17 protein-coding genes and 1 pseudogene are annotated in these 18,959 nt (G+C 70.4%); 6 read left to right on the plus strand and 12 right to left on the minus strand.

The window, feature by feature from the left end:
* Window positions 1-27 precede the first annotated feature (27 nt).
* The gene (gene rbpA / locus G6N49_RS10795) at window positions 28-366 is read left to right on the plus strand and encodes an RNA polymerase-binding protein RbpA (protein ID WP_011559900.1); all 339 of its coding nucleotides are present in this window, start codon (window positions 28-30) and stop codon (window positions 364-366) included.
* Between the two features lie 7 nt (window positions 367-373).
* On the opposite strand, the gene G6N49_RS10800 is transcribed toward rbpA, so the two are convergent.
* The 4 genes from G6N49_RS10800 to G6N49_RS10815 are packed head-to-tail and all read right to left on the minus strand — an operon-like array spanning window position 374 to window position 4,969.
* Window positions 374-1,171 carry a polyprenol monophosphomannose synthase gene (locus tag G6N49_RS10800; RefSeq protein ID WP_011855622.1) on the minus strand — a complete coding sequence of 266 codons (798 nt, stop codon included), beginning with the start codon at window positions 1,169-1,171 and terminating at the stop codon, window positions 374-376.
* Window positions 1,168-2,889: an apolipoprotein N-acyltransferase gene (gene lnt, locus G6N49_RS10805; RefSeq protein WP_011855621.1), complete on the minus strand. Its 1,722-nt coding sequence runs from the start codon at window positions 2,887-2,889 to the stop codon at window positions 1,168-1,170. The genes G6N49_RS10800 and lnt overlap by 4 nt, the downstream gene beginning before the upstream one ends.
* On the minus strand, window positions 2,882-4,474 hold the full coding sequence (locus tag G6N49_RS10810; RefSeq protein ID WP_011855620.1) for an amidohydrolase: 1,593 nt from the start codon (window positions 4,472-4,474) through the stop codon (window positions 2,882-2,884). The genes lnt and G6N49_RS10810 overlap by 8 nt, the downstream gene beginning before the upstream one ends.
* A gap of 21 nt (window positions 4,475-4,495) precedes the next feature.
* Window positions 4,496-4,969: an FxsA family protein gene (locus tag G6N49_RS10815; protein WP_041925050.1), complete on the minus strand. Its 474-nt coding sequence runs from the start codon at window positions 4,967-4,969 to the stop codon at window positions 4,496-4,498.
* Window positions 4,970-5,018: 49 nt separating this feature from the next.
* Between G6N49_RS10815 and G6N49_RS10820 the strand changes: the two genes are divergently transcribed.
* Complete coding sequence (locus tag G6N49_RS10820) at window positions 5,019-5,726, plus strand: dienelactone hydrolase family protein (RefSeq protein WP_041925049.1); 708 nt, start codon at window positions 5,019-5,021, stop codon at window positions 5,724-5,726.
* Here the strand turns inward: G6N49_RS10820 and G6N49_RS10825 are convergent.
* From G6N49_RS10825 to G6N49_RS10855, 7 genes and pseudogenes are all read right to left on the minus strand, one after another.
* Window positions 5,723-6,109: a PPOX class F420-dependent oxidoreductase gene (locus G6N49_RS10825; protein WP_011559894.1), complete on the minus strand. Its 387-nt coding sequence runs from the start codon at window positions 6,107-6,109 to the stop codon at window positions 5,723-5,725. The genes G6N49_RS10820 and G6N49_RS10825 overlap by 4 nt on opposite strands.
* A gap of 1 nt (window position 6,110) precedes the next feature.
* Window positions 6,111-6,494, minus strand: coding sequence for a PPOX class F420-dependent oxidoreductase (locus tag G6N49_RS10830; RefSeq protein WP_011559893.1), 384 nt, complete (start codon window positions 6,492-6,494; stop codon window positions 6,111-6,113).
* A 22-nt stretch (window positions 6,495-6,516) separates the two neighbouring features.
* The gene (gene cobN / locus G6N49_RS10835) at window positions 6,517-10,113 is read right to left on the minus strand and encodes a cobaltochelatase subunit CobN (RefSeq protein WP_083045354.1); all 3,597 of its coding nucleotides are present in this window, start codon (window positions 10,111-10,113) and stop codon (window positions 6,517-6,519) included.
* Between the two features lie 287 nt (window positions 10,114-10,400).
* Window positions 10,401-11,358, minus strand: a pseudogene (locus tag G6N49_RS10840) (glycine betaine ABC transporter substrate-binding protein).
* A 59-nt stretch (window positions 11,359-11,417) separates the two neighbouring features.
* Window positions 11,418-12,185 (minus strand): ABC transporter permease, encoded by a 768-nt coding sequence (locus G6N49_RS10845; protein ID WP_011855615.1) that lies wholly within the window; start codon window positions 12,183-12,185, stop codon window positions 11,418-11,420.
* Complete coding sequence (locus G6N49_RS10850; RefSeq protein ID WP_011559889.1) at window positions 12,182-13,357, minus strand: ATP-binding cassette domain-containing protein; 1,176 nt, start codon at window positions 13,355-13,357, stop codon at window positions 12,182-12,184. Before G6N49_RS10850 ends, G6N49_RS10845 begins: the two co-directional genes overlap by 4 nt.
* On the minus strand, window positions 13,354-14,001 hold the full coding sequence (locus G6N49_RS10855; RefSeq protein ID WP_085976293.1) for an ABC transporter permease: 648 nt from the start codon (window positions 13,999-14,001) through the stop codon (window positions 13,354-13,356). Before G6N49_RS10855 ends, G6N49_RS10850 begins: the two co-directional genes overlap by 4 nt.
* Before the next feature lie 147 nt (window positions 14,002-14,148).
* Here G6N49_RS10855 and G6N49_RS10860 point away from each other — a divergent pair, with 147 nt between their 5' ends.
* The gene (locus tag G6N49_RS10860; RefSeq protein ID WP_011559887.1) at window positions 14,149-15,066 is read left to right on the plus strand and encodes a TauD/TfdA dioxygenase family protein; all 918 of its coding nucleotides are present in this window, start codon (window positions 14,149-14,151) and stop codon (window positions 15,064-15,066) included.
* Between the two features lies 1 nt (window position 15,067).
* Here the strand turns inward: G6N49_RS10860 and G6N49_RS10865 are convergent, their stop codons facing one another.
* The gene (locus tag G6N49_RS10865; RefSeq protein WP_011559886.1) at window positions 15,068-15,499 is read right to left on the minus strand and encodes a cyclic nucleotide-binding domain-containing protein; all 432 of its coding nucleotides are present in this window, start codon (window positions 15,497-15,499) and stop codon (window positions 15,068-15,070) included.
* A gap of 189 nt (window positions 15,500-15,688) precedes the next feature.
* Between G6N49_RS10865 and cobG the strand changes: the two genes are divergently transcribed.
* The 3 genes from cobG to G6N49_RS10880 are packed head-to-tail and all read left to right on the plus strand — an operon-like array spanning window position 15,689 to window position 18,931.
* Window positions 15,689-16,810: a precorrin-3B synthase gene (cobG, locus tag G6N49_RS10870; protein ID WP_011559885.1), complete on the plus strand. Its 1,122-nt coding sequence runs from the start codon at window positions 15,689-15,691 to the stop codon at window positions 16,808-16,810.
* A gap of 10 nt (window positions 16,811-16,820) precedes the next feature.
* Entirely contained in the window at window positions 16,821-17,447 is a 627-nt protein-coding gene (locus G6N49_RS10875) for a precorrin-8X methylmutase (RefSeq protein ID WP_011559884.1), read from the plus strand.
* Window positions 17,448-17,455: 8 nt separating this feature from the next.
* On the plus strand, window positions 17,456-18,931 hold the full coding sequence (locus tag G6N49_RS10880; RefSeq protein ID WP_041925048.1) for a precorrin-2 C(20)-methyltransferase: 1,476 nt from the start codon (window positions 17,456-17,458) through the stop codon (window positions 18,929-18,931).
* Window positions 18,932-18,959 lie beyond the last annotated feature (28 nt).

Below are 18,959 nucleotides of genomic sequence, written 5' to 3' on the forward strand. Positions count from 1 at the left end.
AGAATCTTTCGATGAGGAGTGTTGACGATGGCTGATCGTGTCCTGAGAGGCAGTCGCCTCGGAGCTGTGAGCTACGAGACCGACCGCAACCACGACCTGGCGCCGCGTCAGGTCGCTCGCTACCGCACCGACAACGGCGAAGAGTTCGACGTGCCGTTCGCCGACGACGCCGAGATCCCCGGCACGTGGCTGTGCCGCAACGGCCTGGAGGGCACCCTGATCGAGGGTGACGTTCCCGAGCCGAAGAAGGTCAAGCCGCCGCGTACCCACTGGGACATGCTGCTCGAACGTCGCAGCGTCGAGGAACTCGAGGAGCTGCTCAAGGAGCGCCTCGACCTGATCAAGACCAAGCGGCGCGGCAGCTGAGCGCCGGTCAGCGCCGGTATTCGAGTCCGCGGGCGCGGTCGAAGCGCCCGCGGATGCCCCAGTCCGCGACCTTGAGCATGGCCTCGCGGATGTTCGACCCACTCATCTTCGACTGACCCAGTTCACGTTCGCTGAACGTGATCGGCACCTCGACGACGACGAAGCCGTTGTTGATGGTCCGCCAGGTCAGGTCGATCTGGAAGCAGTACCCCTTCGAATCGACCGCCGCCAGGTCGATCTTCTCGAGCACCTCACGCCGGTAGGCGCGGTAGCCGGCGGTGATGTCGTGGATGTCCACCCCGAGCAGCACGCGGGCATAGGTGTTGGCCGTCTTGGACAGCGCGTACCGGCGGCGCGGCCAGTTGCGGATCGTGCCGCCCGGAACGTATCGCGAGCCGATCACCAGGTCGGCGCCCGCATCGACCGCGTCGAGCAGCCGGTGTAGCTGCTCGGGTGCGTGGCTGCCGTCGGCGTCCATCTCGACCAGCACCGTGTAGCCACGGCCCAGCCCCCACGCGAACCCGGCCAGATACGCCGCGCCCAGCCCGTCCTTGCTGGCGCGGTGCATGACGTGCACGCGGTCGGGATCGGACAGCGCCAACTCGTCGGCGAGTTCACCGGTGCCGTCGGGGCTGCCGTCGTCGACGACGAGGATGTGCACCTGCGGACACGCGTCGTGCACCCGCTTGACGATCAACGGCAGGTTCTCCCGCTCGTTGTAGGTCGGGATGATGACCAGCGTCCGCTGACTCGGGCGGATGTCCGCGCGAGCCTGGCGCTGCGCTTCCGCGGCCGGGTCGGTCATGAGGCTCCTTCGTTGCTGCTGCTGCGTGCGCCGGACCGGTCGTCACGGTCACGGGCCGCGGGTCGCCGCCGCCGCGACCTCGCCGCAATCCGCGTGGGCACGAAATTCCCATTGTGCAGTATGGCGGCGATCACGGCGCCCACCCCGGCGATCACCAGCAGCGCCTGCACGAGCGGACCCCACCGGGTGGCGGGTGTGATGTCGGTCTTGAGCCGGATCTGGCTGTCGAGATAGGCGGGTTCGAAGAACGCCGTCCGCGCGAGGTCCCGGCCGTCGGGGGCGATGACCGCGCTGATGCCCGTCGTGCCCGCCACGACCACATACCGGTCGTGTTCGACGGCGCGCAGCCGGCCGAACGCGAGCTGCTGACGGCTCATGGCCTCGTCGAACGTGGCGTTGTTGGTGGGCACCGCGAGCACCTGCGCCCCGTTGCGCACGGATTCGCGGGCGGCCCGGTCGAAGATGACCTCCCAGCAGGTGGTGATCCCGACCGGCACCCCGGCCGCGTTCACCACGCCGGTGCCGTCGCCGGGGACGAAGTAGCCGGCCCGGTCGGCGTACGGCGAGAGCTTGCTGAAGAAGCCGCGCCACGGCAGGTACTCGCCGAACGGCTGCACGATCCGCTTGTCGTGCCGGTCGGCGGGGCCGGTGCCCGGATTCCACACCAGCACGGTGTTGGTCGACACCGGGTTGTCCGGGGTGTGTTCGGGGGTCCGGACGACGGCACCGACCAGGATCGGTGCGTTGATCGCCGCCGCTGCCGTCGAGATCTGTGCACCGGCGTCCGGATTGGCCAGCGGATCGATGTCCGACGAGTTCTCCGGCCACACCACGAACATCGGCTGCGGTGCGCGGCCGGCCCGTACGTCCTGCGCCAGCCGCAGCGTCTCCTCGACGTGGTTGTCGAGGACCGCCCGCCGCTGGGCGTTGAACTCGAGCCCCAGCCGCGGCACGTTCCCCTGTACGGCGGCGACCGTGACGGGCTGGTCGTCGACCGCACCGGTCGCCGAGTGCCGGACCTGTGGCCAGACGACGGCCGTACCGAGCAGGACCACCGCGATGACCGCCCCGGGGAGGACGACCGCGGGCGGCGCGGCGACCGAGATGTCATGGCGGCGGGTCCACCGGACGATCTCTTCTGTCAGTGCGGCCAGCGCGAAGCCGGTGAGCATGACGGCGAACGACAGCAGCGGCGCCCCGCCCAGGCGCACCAACGACAGCATCGGACCGTCGGTCTGACCGAACGCCACCACCCCCCACGGGAACCCGCCGAAAGGCACGCTGGACTTGAGCCACTCCTGCGCCGCCCACAGCGCGGCGAACCACAGCGGCCAGCCGGGCAGCCGGCGGACCGTCACCGCGGCGAGCGCGAACAGCGCCGGGAAGAGCGCCTCGACCGCGGCCAGCGCCAGCCAGGGGACGGCGCCGACCAGACCGCTGATCCACGGCAGCAGCGGGACGTAGAACGCCAGGCCGTAGAGGAATCCGTACCCGAATCCGCCCGCGCGCGTCGTCGAATCCTGGCGCAGGACCCACGCCAGCAGCGCCGCCGAGATGAACGCGCAGTACCACCAGCCGAACGGCGGGAAGCTCACGCACAGCAGCATCCCGCCCCCGATGGCGGCGACCAGTTGCCACATCCGGTCGACCACGGCCCGCGGCACGCCGCGCAACCGTGGCACCACGGCCGCCAGCCGGCCGGACGGGGCGTCAGCCATGGATGACGACACCTCGGTGCACCGTCTGGCGACAGCACGGCAGCGCGACGCCGGGTTCGAGGCGCGGCAGGGCGGGGACACGTGAGCGGGGGTCGGTCGACCAGCGTTGGACGGAGTCGGCGGGTGCGCTGACCGCGAGGTCCTCGGCCTCCCAGATCGCGTACGACGCCGGGGCGCCGGGCACCAGGGTGCCGGTGACGCCGTCGCGCACACCGGCGGCGCGCCAGGCGCCGCGGGTGGCCGCGGCGAACGCGGCCCGCAGCGAGATCGCGCTGCCGGGGGTCTGGTGGTGGCTCGCCGCCCGCACGGCCGACCACGGATTCATGTCGGTGACCGGGCTGTCCGAACCGAACGCGAGGGGCACGCCATGGGATGCTAACAGCGCGAACGGGTTGAGCCCGGCGGCTCGATCACCGCCCAACCGCTGGGCGTACATCCCGGTCGGCCCACCCCACAGCGCGTCGAAGTCCGGCTGCATGCTGGCGACCACACCCCACGCTCCGAGTTGTTCGGCCTCGGCGGTGGTCACCATCTCGAGATGCTCGAGGCGGTGGCCGCACCGGGCCACCGCGGGGGCGCCGAACTGTGCGACCACCCGGGCGAGGGCGGCCACCACCGTCCCGACCGCCGCGTCGCCGATGACGTGGAATCCGGCGGTGACGCCGGCCTGGGTGCAGGCGTGCAGATGGCTGGTGACGGCGTCCTCGTCGAGGTAGGTGTTGCCGCACTCCCCCGGTGCGTCGGCGTACGGCTCGCTCAGCCACGCGGTCCTCGACCCGAGCGCACCGTCGACGAACAGGTCCCCGGCCAGTCCGCGGGCGCCCGTACGGTCGAGCAGGCCGCGGGCGTGGTCGGCGTCGGTCACCGCCTCCCCCCAGTAGCCCGCCACCTCCACCCCGTGCTCGAGCCCGCGCAGTTCCAGCCAGTCCTCGAGGCCGCCGATCTGCGGGCCCGCGCATTCGTGGACGGCGACGATGCCGGTCGCGGCCGCGGCGTCGAGTGCGGCGCGGCGCGCCTGATCGCGTTGGCCGGCGGTCAGCAGGGCGCGTGCGGCGGCGCGCACGAGGTGATGCGCGTCGGCGGTCAACGGCCGCTGCGGGTGGTATCCGGCGGCGCCGGCCAGACCCTCGGCATCCTCGCGCAGCGCGGTCGAGGCGACCGCGGAGTGCACGTCCACGCGTGCGAGATACGCGGCCCGCCGCCCGACGGCGGCGTCGATGTCCTCGGTGGTCGGCGCAGTGCGCTCGGGCCAGCCGGATTCGTCCCAGCCGTGCCCCCACAGCACGCCGTCGGGATGGGTCCTCGCGTGCTGAGTGAGCAGATCGATGCAGTGCCGCAGCGAGGTGGCGTGACGAAGGTCGAGACCGGTGAGCGTGAGTCCGGTGGCCGTGACGTGGACGTGGCTGTCGACGAACGCCGGTGCGACGAAGCCGCCGTCGAGGTCCACGACGTCGGCCTGCGGGAACTGGGCGCGACCGACATCGTCGCTGCCGAGCCACGCCACCGTGCCGTCGCGTACGGCCATGGCGGTGGCATCGGGTTGGGCGGGGCTGTGCACGCGCCCGTTGAGCAACAGTGTCGTCACGGAGCCGACAGACTAGCCGGGTCAGTCGACCCGGCGCTCCACCGCGGGGGGATCGACGGTCACGACATCGACGACCTCACCGTCGATGTAGTCGCGGCGGCGAGACGCGGCCGCCGAACCCAGCACGACGATCGGCACTCCGCGCCCGAGGCGGCGCGCCGCCAGCGCGGTGACGATCGGACGGGCGGCCGTCCGTGTCGGCGGCAGCAGCAGCAGCGCGCCGACGACCGAGCTGGCCAGCCCGGGCAGCACCACGAGCACGGTGCCCAGCGCAACCAGCGCGCCGTCGGTGACCGCGCCCTGCGCCGTCGTCGCCGTCAGACCCGAACGCAGACGCCGCAGCTGCTTCTTGAGTTGCGACCCGGCCAGCGCGAGGCCCAGGACGAAGGTCGCCAGGGAGATCAGGAGCGCCCAGCCCAGGCCGACGGTCGAGACGAGCGCGACGATGACCGCCACCTCGATGACCACGTAGAGCAGGAACAGCCGCATTGCCATAGCCCTCCAACGTCTCGGAGGCCGGCCGGGTTCCGTACATTCGGGAACCATGATCAACACAGTGACCGCTGTGCGCGTCGACACCCCGGACGGACCGATCGACGCCGCGCTGAGCGTCCCCGAGGGCGACGGGCCCTGGCCGGGTGTGGTGGTGGTGCACGACGCCATCGGCTACGGCCCGGACGTCGAGGCCACCGCGGCGCGGATCGCGGCCGCGGGATTCGTGAACATCACCCCGAACCTGTATTCACGCGGCGGCCGGGCCAGGTGCATCACCCGGGTGTTCCGCGAGGCGCTGCAGCAACGGGGCCGCGCGTTCGACGACGTGCTCGCCGCCCGCGACCACCTGCTCGCGCTGCCGCAGTGTTCGGGCGCGGTCGGGATCGCCGGGTTCTGCATGGGCGGACAGTTCGCCCTGCTGCTCGGGCCCGGCAACTTCGGCGCATCGGCGCCGTTCTACGGCACCCCGCTGCCGAAGCACATCGACGAGACCCTCGACGCGTCGTGCCCGGTGGTGGCGAGCTTCGGCCGACGGGACCCGCTGGGCAAGGACGCCGGGCCGAAGCTGCAGGAGATGCTCAGGGCCAAGGGGGTGCCTTCGGATGTCAAGGTCTACCCGGACGCCGGGCACAGCTTCGCCAACCAGCTTCCGGCGCAGCCGCTGATGCGCATCGCACAGTTCGGGTACCACGCCGACGCGACCGACGACGCCTGGCGACGGGTGTTCGCGTTCTTCGACACCCACCTGAACGGTTAGGCGGGGCTGGTCACCTCGATCGCGCTGTGCAGTTTGTCGACGCCGCCGCGGATGATCGCGTGCGGCACCCACCACCACGCGTGCCACCAGTAGCGTTTGGTGACCATGTTCCAGACCCGCCGGGTCTCGGATGACGGCAGGTTGCGGGCGACCGCCTCGACCGGTGCACCCTTGGGTTTGCCGAGCACACCGCACTTCTGGATCGTGACCCGCGGAGTGTTGTTGATGCGCTTGGTCTTCCATGACCCGTCGTCGGTGATGATGAGCAGCTTGTCACCGTCGGGCACCCCCCACACCGGCGTGGGCTTCGGTCGGCCGTCCTTGGTGAAGGTCGTCAACAGCAGGTACTTCTCGCCGTAGACGTCCTTGAAGGTGGGCGCCATGTCAGGCCGCGGGCTCGAGCTGGATGGTCACGTTGTTCTTCATGCCCCCGCGCAGCTTCGAGAAAACGTTGAACGTCTTGCCGAGCAGCCCGTACCGGTTACCGAGCGCATCGTAGGTGGCACCGTTGGCGGATTTGTCGAGGATCGTCGCCGCGGCTTCCACCGATTCGCTCTGCGGTTTGCCGGCGCGGTCGCACTTGGCGATCGTGACGCGCCCGGTGTTGCGGATCCGCTTGACCTTCCACGACTTCTCCTGCGTGATCACCAGGAGCTTGTCGCCGGCGGGCGCGGCCCAGACCGCGGTCGGCTTGGGTCGGCCGTCGCGGGTGAACGTGGTCAGCAGGATGTACTCGGAGCCGGCGATCTCGGCGAAGGTGGGGGCCATGTGATCAACCTAGCGGGACGGTCTATTTCTCCAGCTCACCCTCGGTCTCCAGCAGCACCTGGCGGAGCCCGTCGAGGGTGGCGGGGTCCGGTTCGGCCCACATGCCGCGGCCGGCGGCCTCCAGCAGCCGTTCGGCCATCCCGTGCAGCGCCCATGGGTTGGACTCCTCCATGAACTTGCGGTTCTCCGCGTCGAGCACGTACTCCTGCGACAGCCGGTCGTACATCCAGTCCGCCATGACGTGCGCGGTGGCGTCGTAACCGAACAGGTAGTCCACCGTCGCGGCCATCTCGAACGCGCCCTTGTACCCGTGCCTGCGCATCGCGGTGATCCAGCGCGGGTTGACCACGCGGGCGCGGAAGACCCGGTTGGTCTCCTCGGACAGGGTGCGGGTGCGCACGGCGTCGGGACGGGTGTTGTCGCCGATGTAGGCCGCGGGGGCCTTACCGGTCAGTGCGCGCACCGTGGCGACCATGCCGCCGTGGTACTGGAAGTAGTCGTCGGAGTCGGCGATGTCGTGTTCGCGGGTGTCGGTGTTCTTGGCGGCGACGGCGATTCGCCGGTAGCTGCGGTTCATGTCGTCGGCGGCGGGTCTGCCGTCCAGACCCCGGCCGTAGGCGAAGCCGCCCCACGCGGTGTAGACCTCCGCGAGGTCGGCGTCGTCGCGCCAGTTGCGGCTGTCGATCAGCTGCAGCAGGCCCGCCCCGTAGGTGCCCGGCTTGGACCCGAAAATCCTTGTCGTGGCGCGTCGACGGTCGCCGTGCTGGGCGAGGTCGGCGCGGGTGTGGGCGCGGACGAAGTTGTCCTCGTCGGATTCGTCGAGTTCCGCGACGAGGGTGACCGCGTCGTCGAGCATGGCGACCACGTGTGGGAAGGCATCGCGGAAGAACCCCGAGATGCGCACGGTGACGTCGATGCGCGGTCGGCCGAGTTCGGCCAGCGGGATCGGTTCGAGGTCGACCACCCGGCGGGAGGCGTCGTCCCACACCGGCCGAACACCCAGCAGCGCAAGGACTTCGGCGATGTCGTCACCGGAGGTCCGCATGGCGGAGGTGCCCCACACCGAGAGCCCGACCGAACGCGGCCACGTCCCGTAGTCGTCGCGGTACCGATCGAGCAGCGAATCCGCCATGGCCACACCGGTTTCCCAGGCCAGCCGCGACGGCACCGCCTTGGGGTCCACGGAGTAGAAGTTGCGTCCGGTGGGCAGGACGTTGACCAGTCCGCGCAGCGGGGAACCCGACGGGCCCGCCGCGATGTAGCGTCCGTCGAGCGCGCGCAGCACCTGTCGGATCTCGGCCGCGGTACCGGCCAGCCGCGGCACCACCTCGGCGGCGGCGAACCGCAGGATCGCGGCGACCTGCGGATCGTCGGTGATGGTGTCCACCGCGGCGACGTCCCAGTCGGCCGCCTGCAGCGCCGCCACGAGGTGGCGGGCCCGGGCCTCGACGGCGTCGACGCTGGTCCTCTCGTCGTGGCCGTCCTCGGCGAGGCCGAGGGCCTGGCGCAGGCCGGGCAGGGTCTGCTCACCGCCGAACAGTTGGCGCGCCCGCAGGATCGCCAGCACGAGGTCCAGTTCGGCCTCGCCGGCGGGCGGCGCGCCGAGGATGTGCAGTCCGTCGCGGATCTGGACGTCCTTGATCTCGCACAGCCAGCCGTCGACGTGCAGCAGCATGTCGTCGAACGAGTCTTCGTCCGGACGCTCGTCGAGACCGAGGTCGTGGTCCATCTTGGCCGCGCGCATCAGCGTCCAGATCTGTTGGCGCACAGCGGGGAGTTTGTTCGGATCGAGCGCCGAGACGTTCGCGTGCTCGTCGAGGAGTTGTTCCAGTCGGGCGATGTCACCGTAGGTCTCGGCCCGGGCCATCGGCGGGATGAGGTGGTCGACCAGGGTGGCGTGGGCGCGCCGCTTGGCCTGGGTCCCCTCCCCCGGGTCATTGACGAGGAACGGGTAGATCAGCGGCAGATCGCCGAGTGCGGCGTCGGTGCCGCAGGCCGCCGACATCCCGAGTGTCTTACCGGGCAGCCATTCGAGGTTGCCGTGTTTGCCGAGGTGGACGACGGCGTGGGCGCCGAAACCAGTCGGGTATCCGGAGTCGATCCAGCGGTAGGCCGCCAGGTAGTGGTGACTCGGCGGCAGGTCGGGGTCGTGGTAGATGGCGACCGGGTTCTCACCGAAGCCGCGGGGCGGCTGCACCATCAGCACGACGTTGCCGGATTGCAGTGCGGCGATGACGATTTCGCCGTCAGGGTTCCGGCTGCGGTCGACGAACAGTTCGCCCGGCGGTGGGCCCCAGTGCTCGACCACGGCGTCGGTCAGTTCGGCGGGCAGGGTGGCGAACCACTTCCGATAGTCGTCGGCCGACATCCGGATCGGGTTGCCGGTGAGCTGACCGTCGGTGAGCCAGTCCGGGTCCTGGCCGCCGCGCTCGATGAGCGCGTGGATGAGCGCGTCACCGTCTTGTGCCTCCACCCCGGGCACGTCGCCGATGTCGTAGCCGGCCTCACGCATGGCACGCAGCAGCGCGACCGCACTCGCCGGGGTGTCGAGTCCGACGGCGTTGCCGATGCGCGCGTGTTTGGTCGGATACGCCGAGAACACCACGGCGATCCGCTTGTCCTGCACCGGGATCCGTCGCAGCCGGGCATGACGCAGGGCGATACCGGCCACCCGGGCGCACCGTTCGGGGTCGGCGACGTAGGAGATCAGCCCTTCGCTGTCGATCTCCTTGAACGAGAACGGCACGGTGATGATGCGGCCGTCGAACTCGGGGACGGCGACCTGCGTGGCCACGTCGAGCGGCGACAGGCCGTCGTCTTTGGAACTCCAGTCGCTCCACGATGACGTCAGGCAGAGCCCCTGCAGGATGGGCACATCCAGCGCGGCGAGGTGGGCGACGTTCCAGCTGTCGTCGTCGCCGCCGGCGCCCACCGCGGCGGGGGTGGCCGCACCGGCTGCGAGCACGGTCGTGATCAGCGCGTCGGCGGATTCGAGCTGCGCCAACAGTTCCGGTTCGGCGTTGCGCAGCGAGGCGCAGTACACGGGCAGCGGCCGCCCGCCCTGCGCCTCGATCGCATCGCACAGCGCTTCGATATAGGCGGTGTTGCCGGCCAACTGCTGAGCCCGGTAGTACAGGACGGCGATTGTCGGGCCGTCGGTGGCGCGAACGGCGCGGTCGAGCACGCCCCACGTCGGCGTGGCGGCGGGCGGGGCGAACCCGAAACCCGTCATCAGCAGCGTGTCGCAGAGGAAGGCGTGCAGCTGACGCAGGTTCTCGACACCGCCCTGCGCGAGGTACACGTGCGCCTGCAGCGCGGCGCCCTGCGGGACGGTGGAGTGCCTCATCAACTCCGCATCCGGCGCCTGCTCACCGCTGACCACCACGGTCGGCAGCCCACGGGCCGAGACGGTGTCGATGCCGTCCTGCCAGGCGCGGTACCCGCCGAGGATCCGGATGACCACGATGTCGGCGCCGTCGAGCAGGTCGTCGAGTTCGCCGGAGACCAGCCGGGAGGGATTGGCCCAGCGATACCGCGCCCCGCTGGAGCGGGCGGTGATGAGGTCGGTGTCAGAGGTCGACAGCAGCAGAACGGTCGGCGCGGGGTGCGGCGGGGTCACTCACCATTCGTACCCCACCGCATCCGCTCACTGGTCCGAGCCACCCCACCGGCCGTACCACGACTGCTGGTAGGGCAGGCCGAGCAGGGTCACGAGGACGAACAGCGCCACAGCAATGGCGATCAATGCGAACACTGGGCACCCCTTTCGAGTCAGTTAACCGGTACCCGCGGTATCGGTTCACTGGAAACGTACGACGAGCGACGGCGGCAGGCCACTGTTTGTGCGGGACAGATCACCGACGCCGGACCTGTGACCGATGTCACTTTCGATGGGGTTGGCGCAGGTCAGCGCGCGGTGACGAACCCTTCGGCGACCATCCAGTCGCGCGCGACCACCGCGGGATCGCGCCCTTCGACGTCGACCTGCTTGTTCATCTCGATGATCGCCTCGTTCGTCAGTGCCGCGGTGACGGGGGGCGGTGACCTCGGCGATCTCCGGGTGAGCCTCGAAGAAGCTGCGTTTCATCGTCACCGACGGGTTGTAGTGCGCGAAGAACTGTTTGTCGTCGGTGAGCACGGTGAGGTCCAGCGCGGCGATGCGGCCGTCGGTGGTGAAGACCTCACCGAAGTCGCACTGCCGGCCGTCGGCGGTGGCCTGGTAGATGATGCCCACCTGCAGGATCGGGGTCTGCGCGCGCGCCGGGTCGAACCCGTAGGCGGCCGCCATCCCCGGGAAACCGTCCTGGCGCGCCCGGAACTCGGTGTCGACGCAGGTCTTCGCCGCCGCGGGGTTCGTGCGGACCAGGTCGGCGTACTGCGACAGGGTGCGCACGCCGGTCCGTTCGACGACCGCCTTACTCGCCGCCAGGGCGTACGTGTCATCCATCGGAGCGGGGTCGAGCCAGACCATGTCGTTGCGCTCGAGGTCCTCGTCGCGTACCGCCTCGAACTGTTCGCGGGCGTTCGGGATGGGTTTCTCGTGACCGAGGTAGTTGATCCACGCGTTGCCGGTGAACTCGTAGGCCACGTCGACCTGACCGCGCAGCTGGGCCTCCCGGGTGCTGCGCGAACCGACGATGCCGGTGAGGTCGCGGACCTCGGCGCCTGCGGCCATCAGCGTGAACTCCAGGATGTAGCCCAGGATGACCTGCTCGGTGTACTCCTTGGAGCCGACGGTGATGCGCACACCCTCCAGACCCGACGCCGGCGTGATCGACCCCGGCCCCACCATCAGCGGCACGGTGCTGCCCGACCCGAGCCCGCACCCGCTCACGGTCAACAGCACCGCCATCACCAGCGCCATCAAGCGATTTCGGCGTGCTCGGTCGCGCCCAGCGCGACCAAGCACGCCGAAATCGCCGGTCATCGCAGCCCCTTCGGGTTCAGGAAGAACTCGGCGAGCCCGCCGAGCCAGTCGACCAGCAGGGCAAGACACACGGCGAGCACGCTGCCGAGGACCAGCGTGACGTTGTCCTGCAGCTTGTAGCCGGTGTCGATGAGGATGCCGAGGCCGCCCGCGTTGACGAGGAACGACAGCGTCGCGGTGCCCACGGCGAGCACCAGTGACGTGCGCATCCCGGCGAGGATGTAGGGCACCGCCAGCGGGAGCTCCACCCGCGCGAGCAGACCCACCCGCGACATCCCCTGTCCGAGTCCGGCGTCGATGAGCGAGCGGTCCACCTGATCGAGGCCGAGGATGGTGCTCGCCAACACCGGAAGCAGTGAGTACAGCGCGATCGGGAGCACGCCGATCCAGAAGCCGGTCCGCGCGGTGAGCAGGAAGAGCAGCACCAGCAGGCCGATCGCGGGCGCTGCCTGCCCGATGTTGGCGATGCCGATGAACAACGGCCGCAACGCTTTTGCGCCGGGTCGGGTGACGAGGACGCCCAACGGCACCCCGACCGCCAGCACGATCGCGGTCACCGCCGCGGTGATGAGCAGATGCTGCCAGATCAGCGTGGCCACGTTGCCGGGGTTGATGTTCTCCTGCTGCGTCGCGGTGAGATCGCGGTTGAACGCCCAGAACACCACCGCGGCGCCGACGACGAGCACGAGGCCGGGCTGGATGAGCAGCCGCAGCCGTTCCCCGGCGGTGGCCTTCGGGGCGTTGCGGTCGGCGACGGTGGTCACGGTTCCGGGTTCTCCGCGTTGGCCTCCGCGCGCAGCCGGGTGATGGTGTCGATGAGCATCTCGAGGGTGACCAGACCGGCGTATCGGCCGCCGGCACCGGTGACCACCGCGGACGCGTGCTGTTCGGCGAGGATGGCTTCGAGGGCGTCCTCCAGGGTGGAGTGTGTGCTGACGACGTCGAGGTCCTCGGCGGCCTCCGAGAGCGACGCGGCGTGCCGCAGCCGGTTCTCGCGCACCCACTTCACCGGGCGGTCCCGCTGGTCGAGAATGACCGCCCAGTCGGCGTCGCCGGCCGCCAACTGGTCGCGCACCTGCTCGACCGGGTCCTCGGCGTGGACCGCGAGGTGCTGACGCAACTCGATGTCCTTGACCCGCATCAACCCCAGTTGGCGCAGCGAGGCGCCGGACCCGACGAATCCGGCCACCGTCTCGTCGGCAGGGTTGGCGAGGATGTTCTGCGGGGTGTCGTACTGCAGCAGCTTCGACCGCGGCCCGAGCACCGCGATCCGGTCGCCGAGTTTGACCGCCTCGCCGAAGTCGTGGGTGACGAACACGATGGTCTTGCGCAATTCGGTTTGCAGGCGCAGCAATTCGTCCTGCAGAGTGCTGCGGGTGATCGGGTCGACGGCGCCGAACGGTTCGTCCATCAACAGCACCGGAGGGTCGGCGGCCAGCGCCCGGGCGACACCGACGCGCTGCTGCTGACCGCCGGACAACTGGCGCGGATACCGGTCGGCGTACTGCCCCGGATCGAGTCCGACCAGATCGAGCAGTTCGTCGACCCGCGACGCGATGCGTTTGCGGTCCCAGCGCAACAGCCCGGGCACCAGTCCGACGTTCTGGCGGATCGTCATGTGCGGGAACAGACCCGCCTGCTGGATGGAGTAACCGATCTTGCGCCGCAGTTCCGTCGGTTTGATCGACAGCGCGTCCACGTCGCCGATGCGGATCCGGCCCGATGTCGGCTCGGAGAGCCGGTTGATCATTCGCATCATCGTCGTCTTGCCGCACCCGGACGGGCCGACGAAGACGACGATCTCACCGGCCGGGATGTCCAGCGACGCGTCGTCGACCGCGGGTTCGGTGGCACCCGGATAGACCTTGGACACGTGGTCGAGTTCGATGCGCACCCCGGACGGATCGGTCACCGTCGCACCGTACTGTGTTGTCATCGAATGCCTTTCGATGTGGTGAGCCGCCCGATCAGCACCAGCACCGCGTCGAGGACGAGGGCGAGGATGACGATCAGCAGGGTTCCGGTCAGCGCCATGGGGACGGCGGTGGGGCTGCCGACGCGGGCGAGCCCGGCGAAGATCAGGTTCCCGAGTCCTGGGCCTTTGACGTAGGCGGCGATGGCCAGCACCCCCATCGACATCTGGGTGCTGATCCGCATGGCCGACAGGATCGACGGCCACACCAGCCGCAGTTCGACACGGCCGAGCGTGGCCAGTCGGCTCATGCCGATCCCCCGCGCCGCGTCGGTCAGCGCGGGATCGACGGCGTTGAGCCCGACGATCGTGTTGCGGATGATCGGCAACAGCGAGTACAGGACCAGCGCCGCCACGCTGGGCACCACGCCGAGCCCGAAGAGCGGGATCAGCAGACCCAGCAGCGCGAACGCCGGCACGGTGAGGATCACACTCGACGTCGCGGTGGCGAGGTTGGCCGCGGTGGCGTTGCGGTAGGTCAGCACCCCGATCGCGACGCCGACCACGGCCGCGATGAGCACGCTCTGCACCACCGCGCTGACGTGCTGGTAGGAGTCGAAGATCAGCTGAGCCTGATGGGTTCTGAGGTAGTCCCACAGCTCCCGCACGACCACCTCCGCGTTTCGGCCCGTTGAGTGCCGAGTTTGCCGATACCCCGCGTCACCGTAAACGAAACGGACCGGGCCGCGAGGAGATTCGGTTCGCCGTGAGCCAAACCATGGTGCGGATTCGACGCGGCGGCCACCCTGACCGGCATGTCGTCACGAGTGGTGAAGCTGGGCGCCAACATCGGGGCCCGGATCGAGGGGGTCCGGGTCGGTGGCGGGCTGGACCCGGTGACCGTGACCGCGATCAACGAGGCGTTGCTCGAACACAAGGTGATCTTCTTCCGCGGTCAGCACCACCTCGACGACGACGGGCAGCTGGCGTTCGCGCGACGGCTGGGCACCCCGACCACGGCCCATCCGACGGTGACCTCGCGCGGGCACCGGATCCTGCCGATCGACTCGCGCTACGACAAGGCCAACAGCTGGCACACCGACGTCACGTTCGTCGATCGCATCCCCAAGGCCTCGCTGCTGCGCGCCGTCACCCTGCCGGCGTACGGGGGCACCACCACGTGGGCGTCGACGGAGGCCGCGTACGACCAGCTGCCGGCACCGTTGCGGGCGCTGGTGGAGAACCTGTGGGCGGTGCACACCAACCAGTTCGACTACGCCGCCGACTACGACGGCCGTCGGGAGGCGCTGGCCGCCACCGAACGCGAGTACCGCGAGGAGTTCGTGTCCGAGTACTTCGAGACCGAACACCCGGTGGTGCGCATCCACCCCGAGACGGGCCGGAGGGTGCTGCTGCTCGGCCACTTCATCAAGCAGTTCGTCGGCCTGGGGGTCGCCGAGTCGACCGCACTGCTCGCGCTGCTGCAGAACCGCGTGACCAAGCTGGAGAACACCGTGCGGTGGAGTTGGGAACCGGGTGATCTGGCCGTCTGGGACAACCGCGCGACCCAGCACTACGCGGTGGCCGACTACGACGACCAGTACCGGCGGCTGAGCCGCGTCACGCTGGCCGGCGACATCCCCGTCGACGTGTACGGGCAGCACAGCCGGGTCGTCGCCGGTGACGCCTCGGGCTACTCCGAAGTGGTGGCACCGGTCGCGCTGGCGAGTTGAGCTACTCGGTCGCCGGCGTCCCCGACGTGTGACGCGCGACGGTGTCGTCGACCGTTCCGCGCAGCGCGGGGATCTCGTCGAGCAGCTGCGCGAAGTCCTCCCGGCCGATGCGCAACACCTCCGCCGGACCCGTCGTCGTCACGGTCGCCGACCGCAGCTTCCCCTGACGCAGGGCTGATTCGCCGATGACCTCACCCGGCGACAACTCCGCCACGCGGTCGCGGCCGAGGTACACCGAGGCTGATCCGCTCAGCAGGATGAAGCAGGCGTCCGACGGGGTCTGCTCGTGGATCAACGGCCACGGCGCCGAGGTCGAGGTGCGGTGTGCCGCTCGAACGAGACGCCGGAGATCGTCGTCGGAGAAGTCCGCGAATTCGGCGAACTCGCGAAGCCGGCGGACGTCTTCCTCGTCTTGCTTGGCGCGGGCTTTCATGACCGGCTCCTGTTCCCCGATGTGACCCTGACATCGCGGAGCCTAGTGAATGGCGGGCCGCCGCAGATCAGAACGGGCGCCGGATCTCGCTGAAAGTGCCGCGATCAAAGAAATCCTGGACGGCTGTGCCCGATCCGTGGGCGGGACGCCGCCGGTGACGGACGACGCCCGTTCCTAGAATGGCGGACAGTGACGACTCGATCCCGCGATCAGGACGCGTGCCCGGGTGCCCTCTCGGTGCACCGGGCCGCTGACGGCGCGCTGGCCCGGGTCCGGCTGCCCGGCGGCATGCTCTCCGGCGCCGCGCTCACCGCTCTCGCGCAGGCCGCCACCCGCTTCGGCTCACCGGATCTGGAACTGACGTCGCGCGGCAACCTCCAGATCCGCGGCATCACCGACACCGGAGCGGTGGCCGATGCGGTCGCGGCGGCCGGTCTGCTGCCGTCGCCGACCCACGAGCGGGTCCGCAACATCGTCGCCTCTCCCCTGTCCGGGCGCTCCGGCGGGCTCGCCGACCTGCGCCCCCTGGTGCTCGACCTCGACGCGGCGATCCGGCGGGAACCCGTACTCGCCGAGTCCTCCGGCCGGTTCTGGTTCGGCCTCGACGACGGTCGCGGCGACATCTCCGGCCTGGGCACCGACGTCGGTGTGCACGCCCTCGACGGCGAGTTGGCGGCGCTGCTGCTGGCCGGCCGGGACACCGGCGTGCGCCTGTCCCTCGACGATGCGGTGCGCACGCTCATCGAGGTGGCGGTCCGGTTCGTCGCGGTACGGGGCAACGCCTGGCGCGTCGGTGAACTCGCCACACCGCAGGATCTGCTCGCCGGCGTCGCGGTCACCGCGGAGCCGGGTGCGACCTGGCCCCCGGTGGTCCGTCCGCCGGTCGGCTGGATCGCCCAGGACGACGGCCGGGTCACCCTGGGCGCCGGGATTCCGCTCGGTGTGCTGCCCGCCAGGACCGCCGAATTCGTCGGCGCGGTCGAGGCGCCGGTGGTCATCACGCCATGGCGGTCCCTGCTGATCTGCGACCTCGACGAAGGCGTCGCGGACGTGGCCCTTCGGGTGCTGGCGCCGATGGGGCTGGTGTTCGACGAGAACTCCCCCTGGCTCGACGTCAGCGCCTGCACGGGAAGCCCGGGCTGCGAACGTTCGGCCGCCGACGTGCGCGCCGATGCCGCCGCCGCGGTCGACGCCCCCGCGCCGGGTCATCGTCACTTTGTCGGGTGCGAACGCGCCTGCGGCAGCCCGCCGGTCGGCGAGGTGCTGATCGCGGGCCCGGACGGTTATCGGCCGCGCCGACGCCCGTCGTAGGGTGAGCGGCGTGCTGGACTACATCCGCGACGCCGCCGAGATCTACCGGCAGTCGTTCGCGACGATCCGCGACGAGGCGGATCTGGCGCGGTTCCCCGACGACGTGGCCCGGGTGGTGGTCCGGCTGATCCACACCTGCGGTCAGGTCGACGTGGCCGACCACGTGGCGTTCAGCGACGACGTCGTCTCCCGTGCGCAGGCCGCGCTGGCCGCGGGCGCGCCGGTGCTGTGCGATTCGTCGATGGTGGCCGCCGGGATCACCCGGTCGCGGCTGCCCGCCGACAACGAGGTGGTGTCCCTGGTCGCCGACCCGCGCGCCCCCGAACTCGCGGCGCGGCTGGGGTTCACCCGCTCCGCGGCGGCGGTCGACCTGTGGGCCGACCGGCTGGGCGGAGCGGTGCTCGCTATCGGGAACGCGCCGACGGCCCTGTTCCGGTTGCTCGAGTTGATCGACCAGGGTGCGCCGGTTCCGGCGGCGGTACTGGGCGGGCCGGTCGGATTCGTCGGCTCCGCGCAGTCGAAGGACGAACTCATCGCGCGGCCCCGCGGGATGGCGTACCTGGTGGTGACCGGCCGGCGGGGCGGCAGCGCGATGGCGGCCGCCGCGGTCAATGCGATTGCGAGTGAGCGCGAATGAACCCGCCCATGAAGACGCGCGGCACGCTGTACGGAGTCGGGCTGGGACCCGGCGACCCCGAACTCGTCACCGTCAAGGCGGCCCGGGTGATCGGGCAGGCCGACGTCGTGGCGTACCACAGTGCACGGCACGGCCGCAGCATCGCGCGCCGCATCGCCGAGCCCTATCTGCGCGACGGTCAGATCGAGGAGCACCTGGTCTATCCGGTGACCACCGAGGTGACCGACCATCCCGGCGGTTACGCCGGTGCGATGGAGGACTTCTACCGCGAAGCCGCCGAGCGGATCGCCGCGCATCTGGACGCCGGCCGTGACGTGGCGTTGCTCGCCGAGGGCGATCCGCTGTTCTACAGCTCCTACATGCACATGCACACCCGGCTCACCGAGCGGTTCACCGCCGAGATCGTGCCGGGCGTGACGTCGGTGAGTGCGGCGTCGGCGGCCATCGCCACACCGCTGGTCCAGGGCGAAGGGGTGCTCACGATCCTGCCGGGCACCCTGCCCGCCGACGAACTCGAGCGGCGACTGGCCGACACCGACGCCGCGGTCGTGCTCAAGCTGGGCCGCTCGTATCCGGCGGTGCGGGCCGCGCTCGCCGCGACCGGCCGGCTCGACGAGGCCTTCTACGTCGAACGCGCCAGTACCCCCGATCAGCGGACCCTGTCCGCCGCCGACGTCGACGGCGACGACAAGGTGCCGTACTTCTCGTTGGCGATGATCCCCGGTGGCGGGCGCCGGCGCGCGGTGACCGGCAGCGTCACCGTCGTCGGGCTGGGCCCCGGCGCGGCGGAGTGGATGACCCCGCAGAGCCGCCGTGAACTCGCCGCGGCCACGGATCTGATCGGCTACGGCCCCTACCTCGACCGCGTCGGCCTGCGGGACGGTCAGCAGCGCCATCCCAGCGACAACACCGACGAACCGGCCCGCGCCCGGCTGGCATGCACGCTCGCCGAACAGGGGCGCGCCGTGGCGGTGGTGTCCTCCGGCGATCCCGGCGTGTTCGCGATGGCGACCGCCGTCCTCGAGGAGGCCAAGCAGTGGCCGGGTGTCGAGGTGCGGGTGATCCCGGCGATGACGGCGGCCCAGGCCGTCGCCAGCCGCGTCGGCGCCCCGCTGGGCCACGACTATGCGGTGATCTCGCTGTCCGACCGGCTCAAACCGTGGGAGATCATCGAAGCCCGGCTGACCGCGGCCGCGCAGGCCGATCTGGTGCTGGCGATCTACAACCCGGCGTCGAAGACCCGCACCTGGCAGGTCGGCGCGATGCGCGACCTGCTGCTGGCCCACCGCGATCCCGGCACGCCGGTGGTGATCGGCCGCGACGTCGCGGGACAGCGGGAGCACGTCAAGGTGGTGCGGTTGGCCGATCTGGACCCCGCCGACGTCGACATGCGGTGTCTGCTGATCGTCGGATCGTCGCAGACCCAGTGGTACAGCGACGATGCGGGCGATCGGGTCTTCACGCCGCGTTACTACCCGGGGTGATAGTGTCACGCGTCACACTGTGACGAAA

Origin of the sequence: Mycolicibacterium monacense (genome assembly GCF_010731575.1) — a bacterium.
In the GTDB taxonomy this organism is placed as follows: Bacteria; Actinomycetota; Actinomycetes; order Mycobacteriales; family Mycobacteriaceae; genus Mycobacterium; species Mycobacterium monacense.

Bases quoted from the DNA above. Each gene is read 5' to 3' on its own strand.
- G6N49_RS10880 (WP_041925048.1), top strand. From the start codon at position 17,456: ATGAAGACGCGCGGCACGCTGTACGGAGTCGGGCTGGGACCCGGCGAC.
- G6N49_RS10830 (WP_011559893.1), bottom strand. From the start codon at position 6,494: ATGGCCCCCACCTTCGCCGAGATCGCCGGCTCCGAGTACATCCTGCTG.
- G6N49_RS10860 (WP_011559887.1), top strand. From the start codon at position 14,149: ATGTCGTCACGAGTGGTGAAGCTGGGCGCCAACATCGGGGCCCGGATC.
- rbpA (WP_011559900.1), top strand. From the start codon at position 28: ATGGCTGATCGTGTCCTGAGAGGCAGTCGCCTCGGAGCTGTGAGCTAC.
- G6N49_RS10825 (WP_011559894.1), bottom strand. From the start codon at position 6,109: ATGGCGCCCACCTTCAAGGACGTCTACGGCGAGAAGTACCTGCTGTTG.
- G6N49_RS10800 (WP_011855622.1), bottom strand. From the start codon at position 1,171: ATGACCGACCCGGCCGCGGAAGCGCAGCGCCAGGCTCGCGCGGACATC.
- G6N49_RS10865 (WP_011559886.1), bottom strand. From the start codon at position 15,499: ATGAAAGCCCGCGCCAAGCAAGACGAGGAAGACGTCCGCCGGCTTCGC.
- G6N49_RS10850 (WP_011559889.1), bottom strand. From the start codon at position 13,357: ATGACAACACAGTACGGTGCGACGGTGACCGATCCGTCCGGGGTGCGC.
- G6N49_RS10820 (WP_041925049.1), top strand. From the start codon at position 5,019: ATGATCAACACAGTGACCGCTGTGCGCGTCGACACCCCGGACGGACCG.
- lnt (WP_011855621.1), bottom strand. From the start codon at position 2,889: ATGGCTGACGCCCCGTCCGGCCGGCTGGCGGCCGTGGTGCCACGGTTG.
- G6N49_RS10815 (WP_041925050.1), bottom strand. From the start codon at position 4,969: ATGGCAATGCGGCTGTTCCTGCTCTACGTGGTCATCGAGGTGGCGGTC.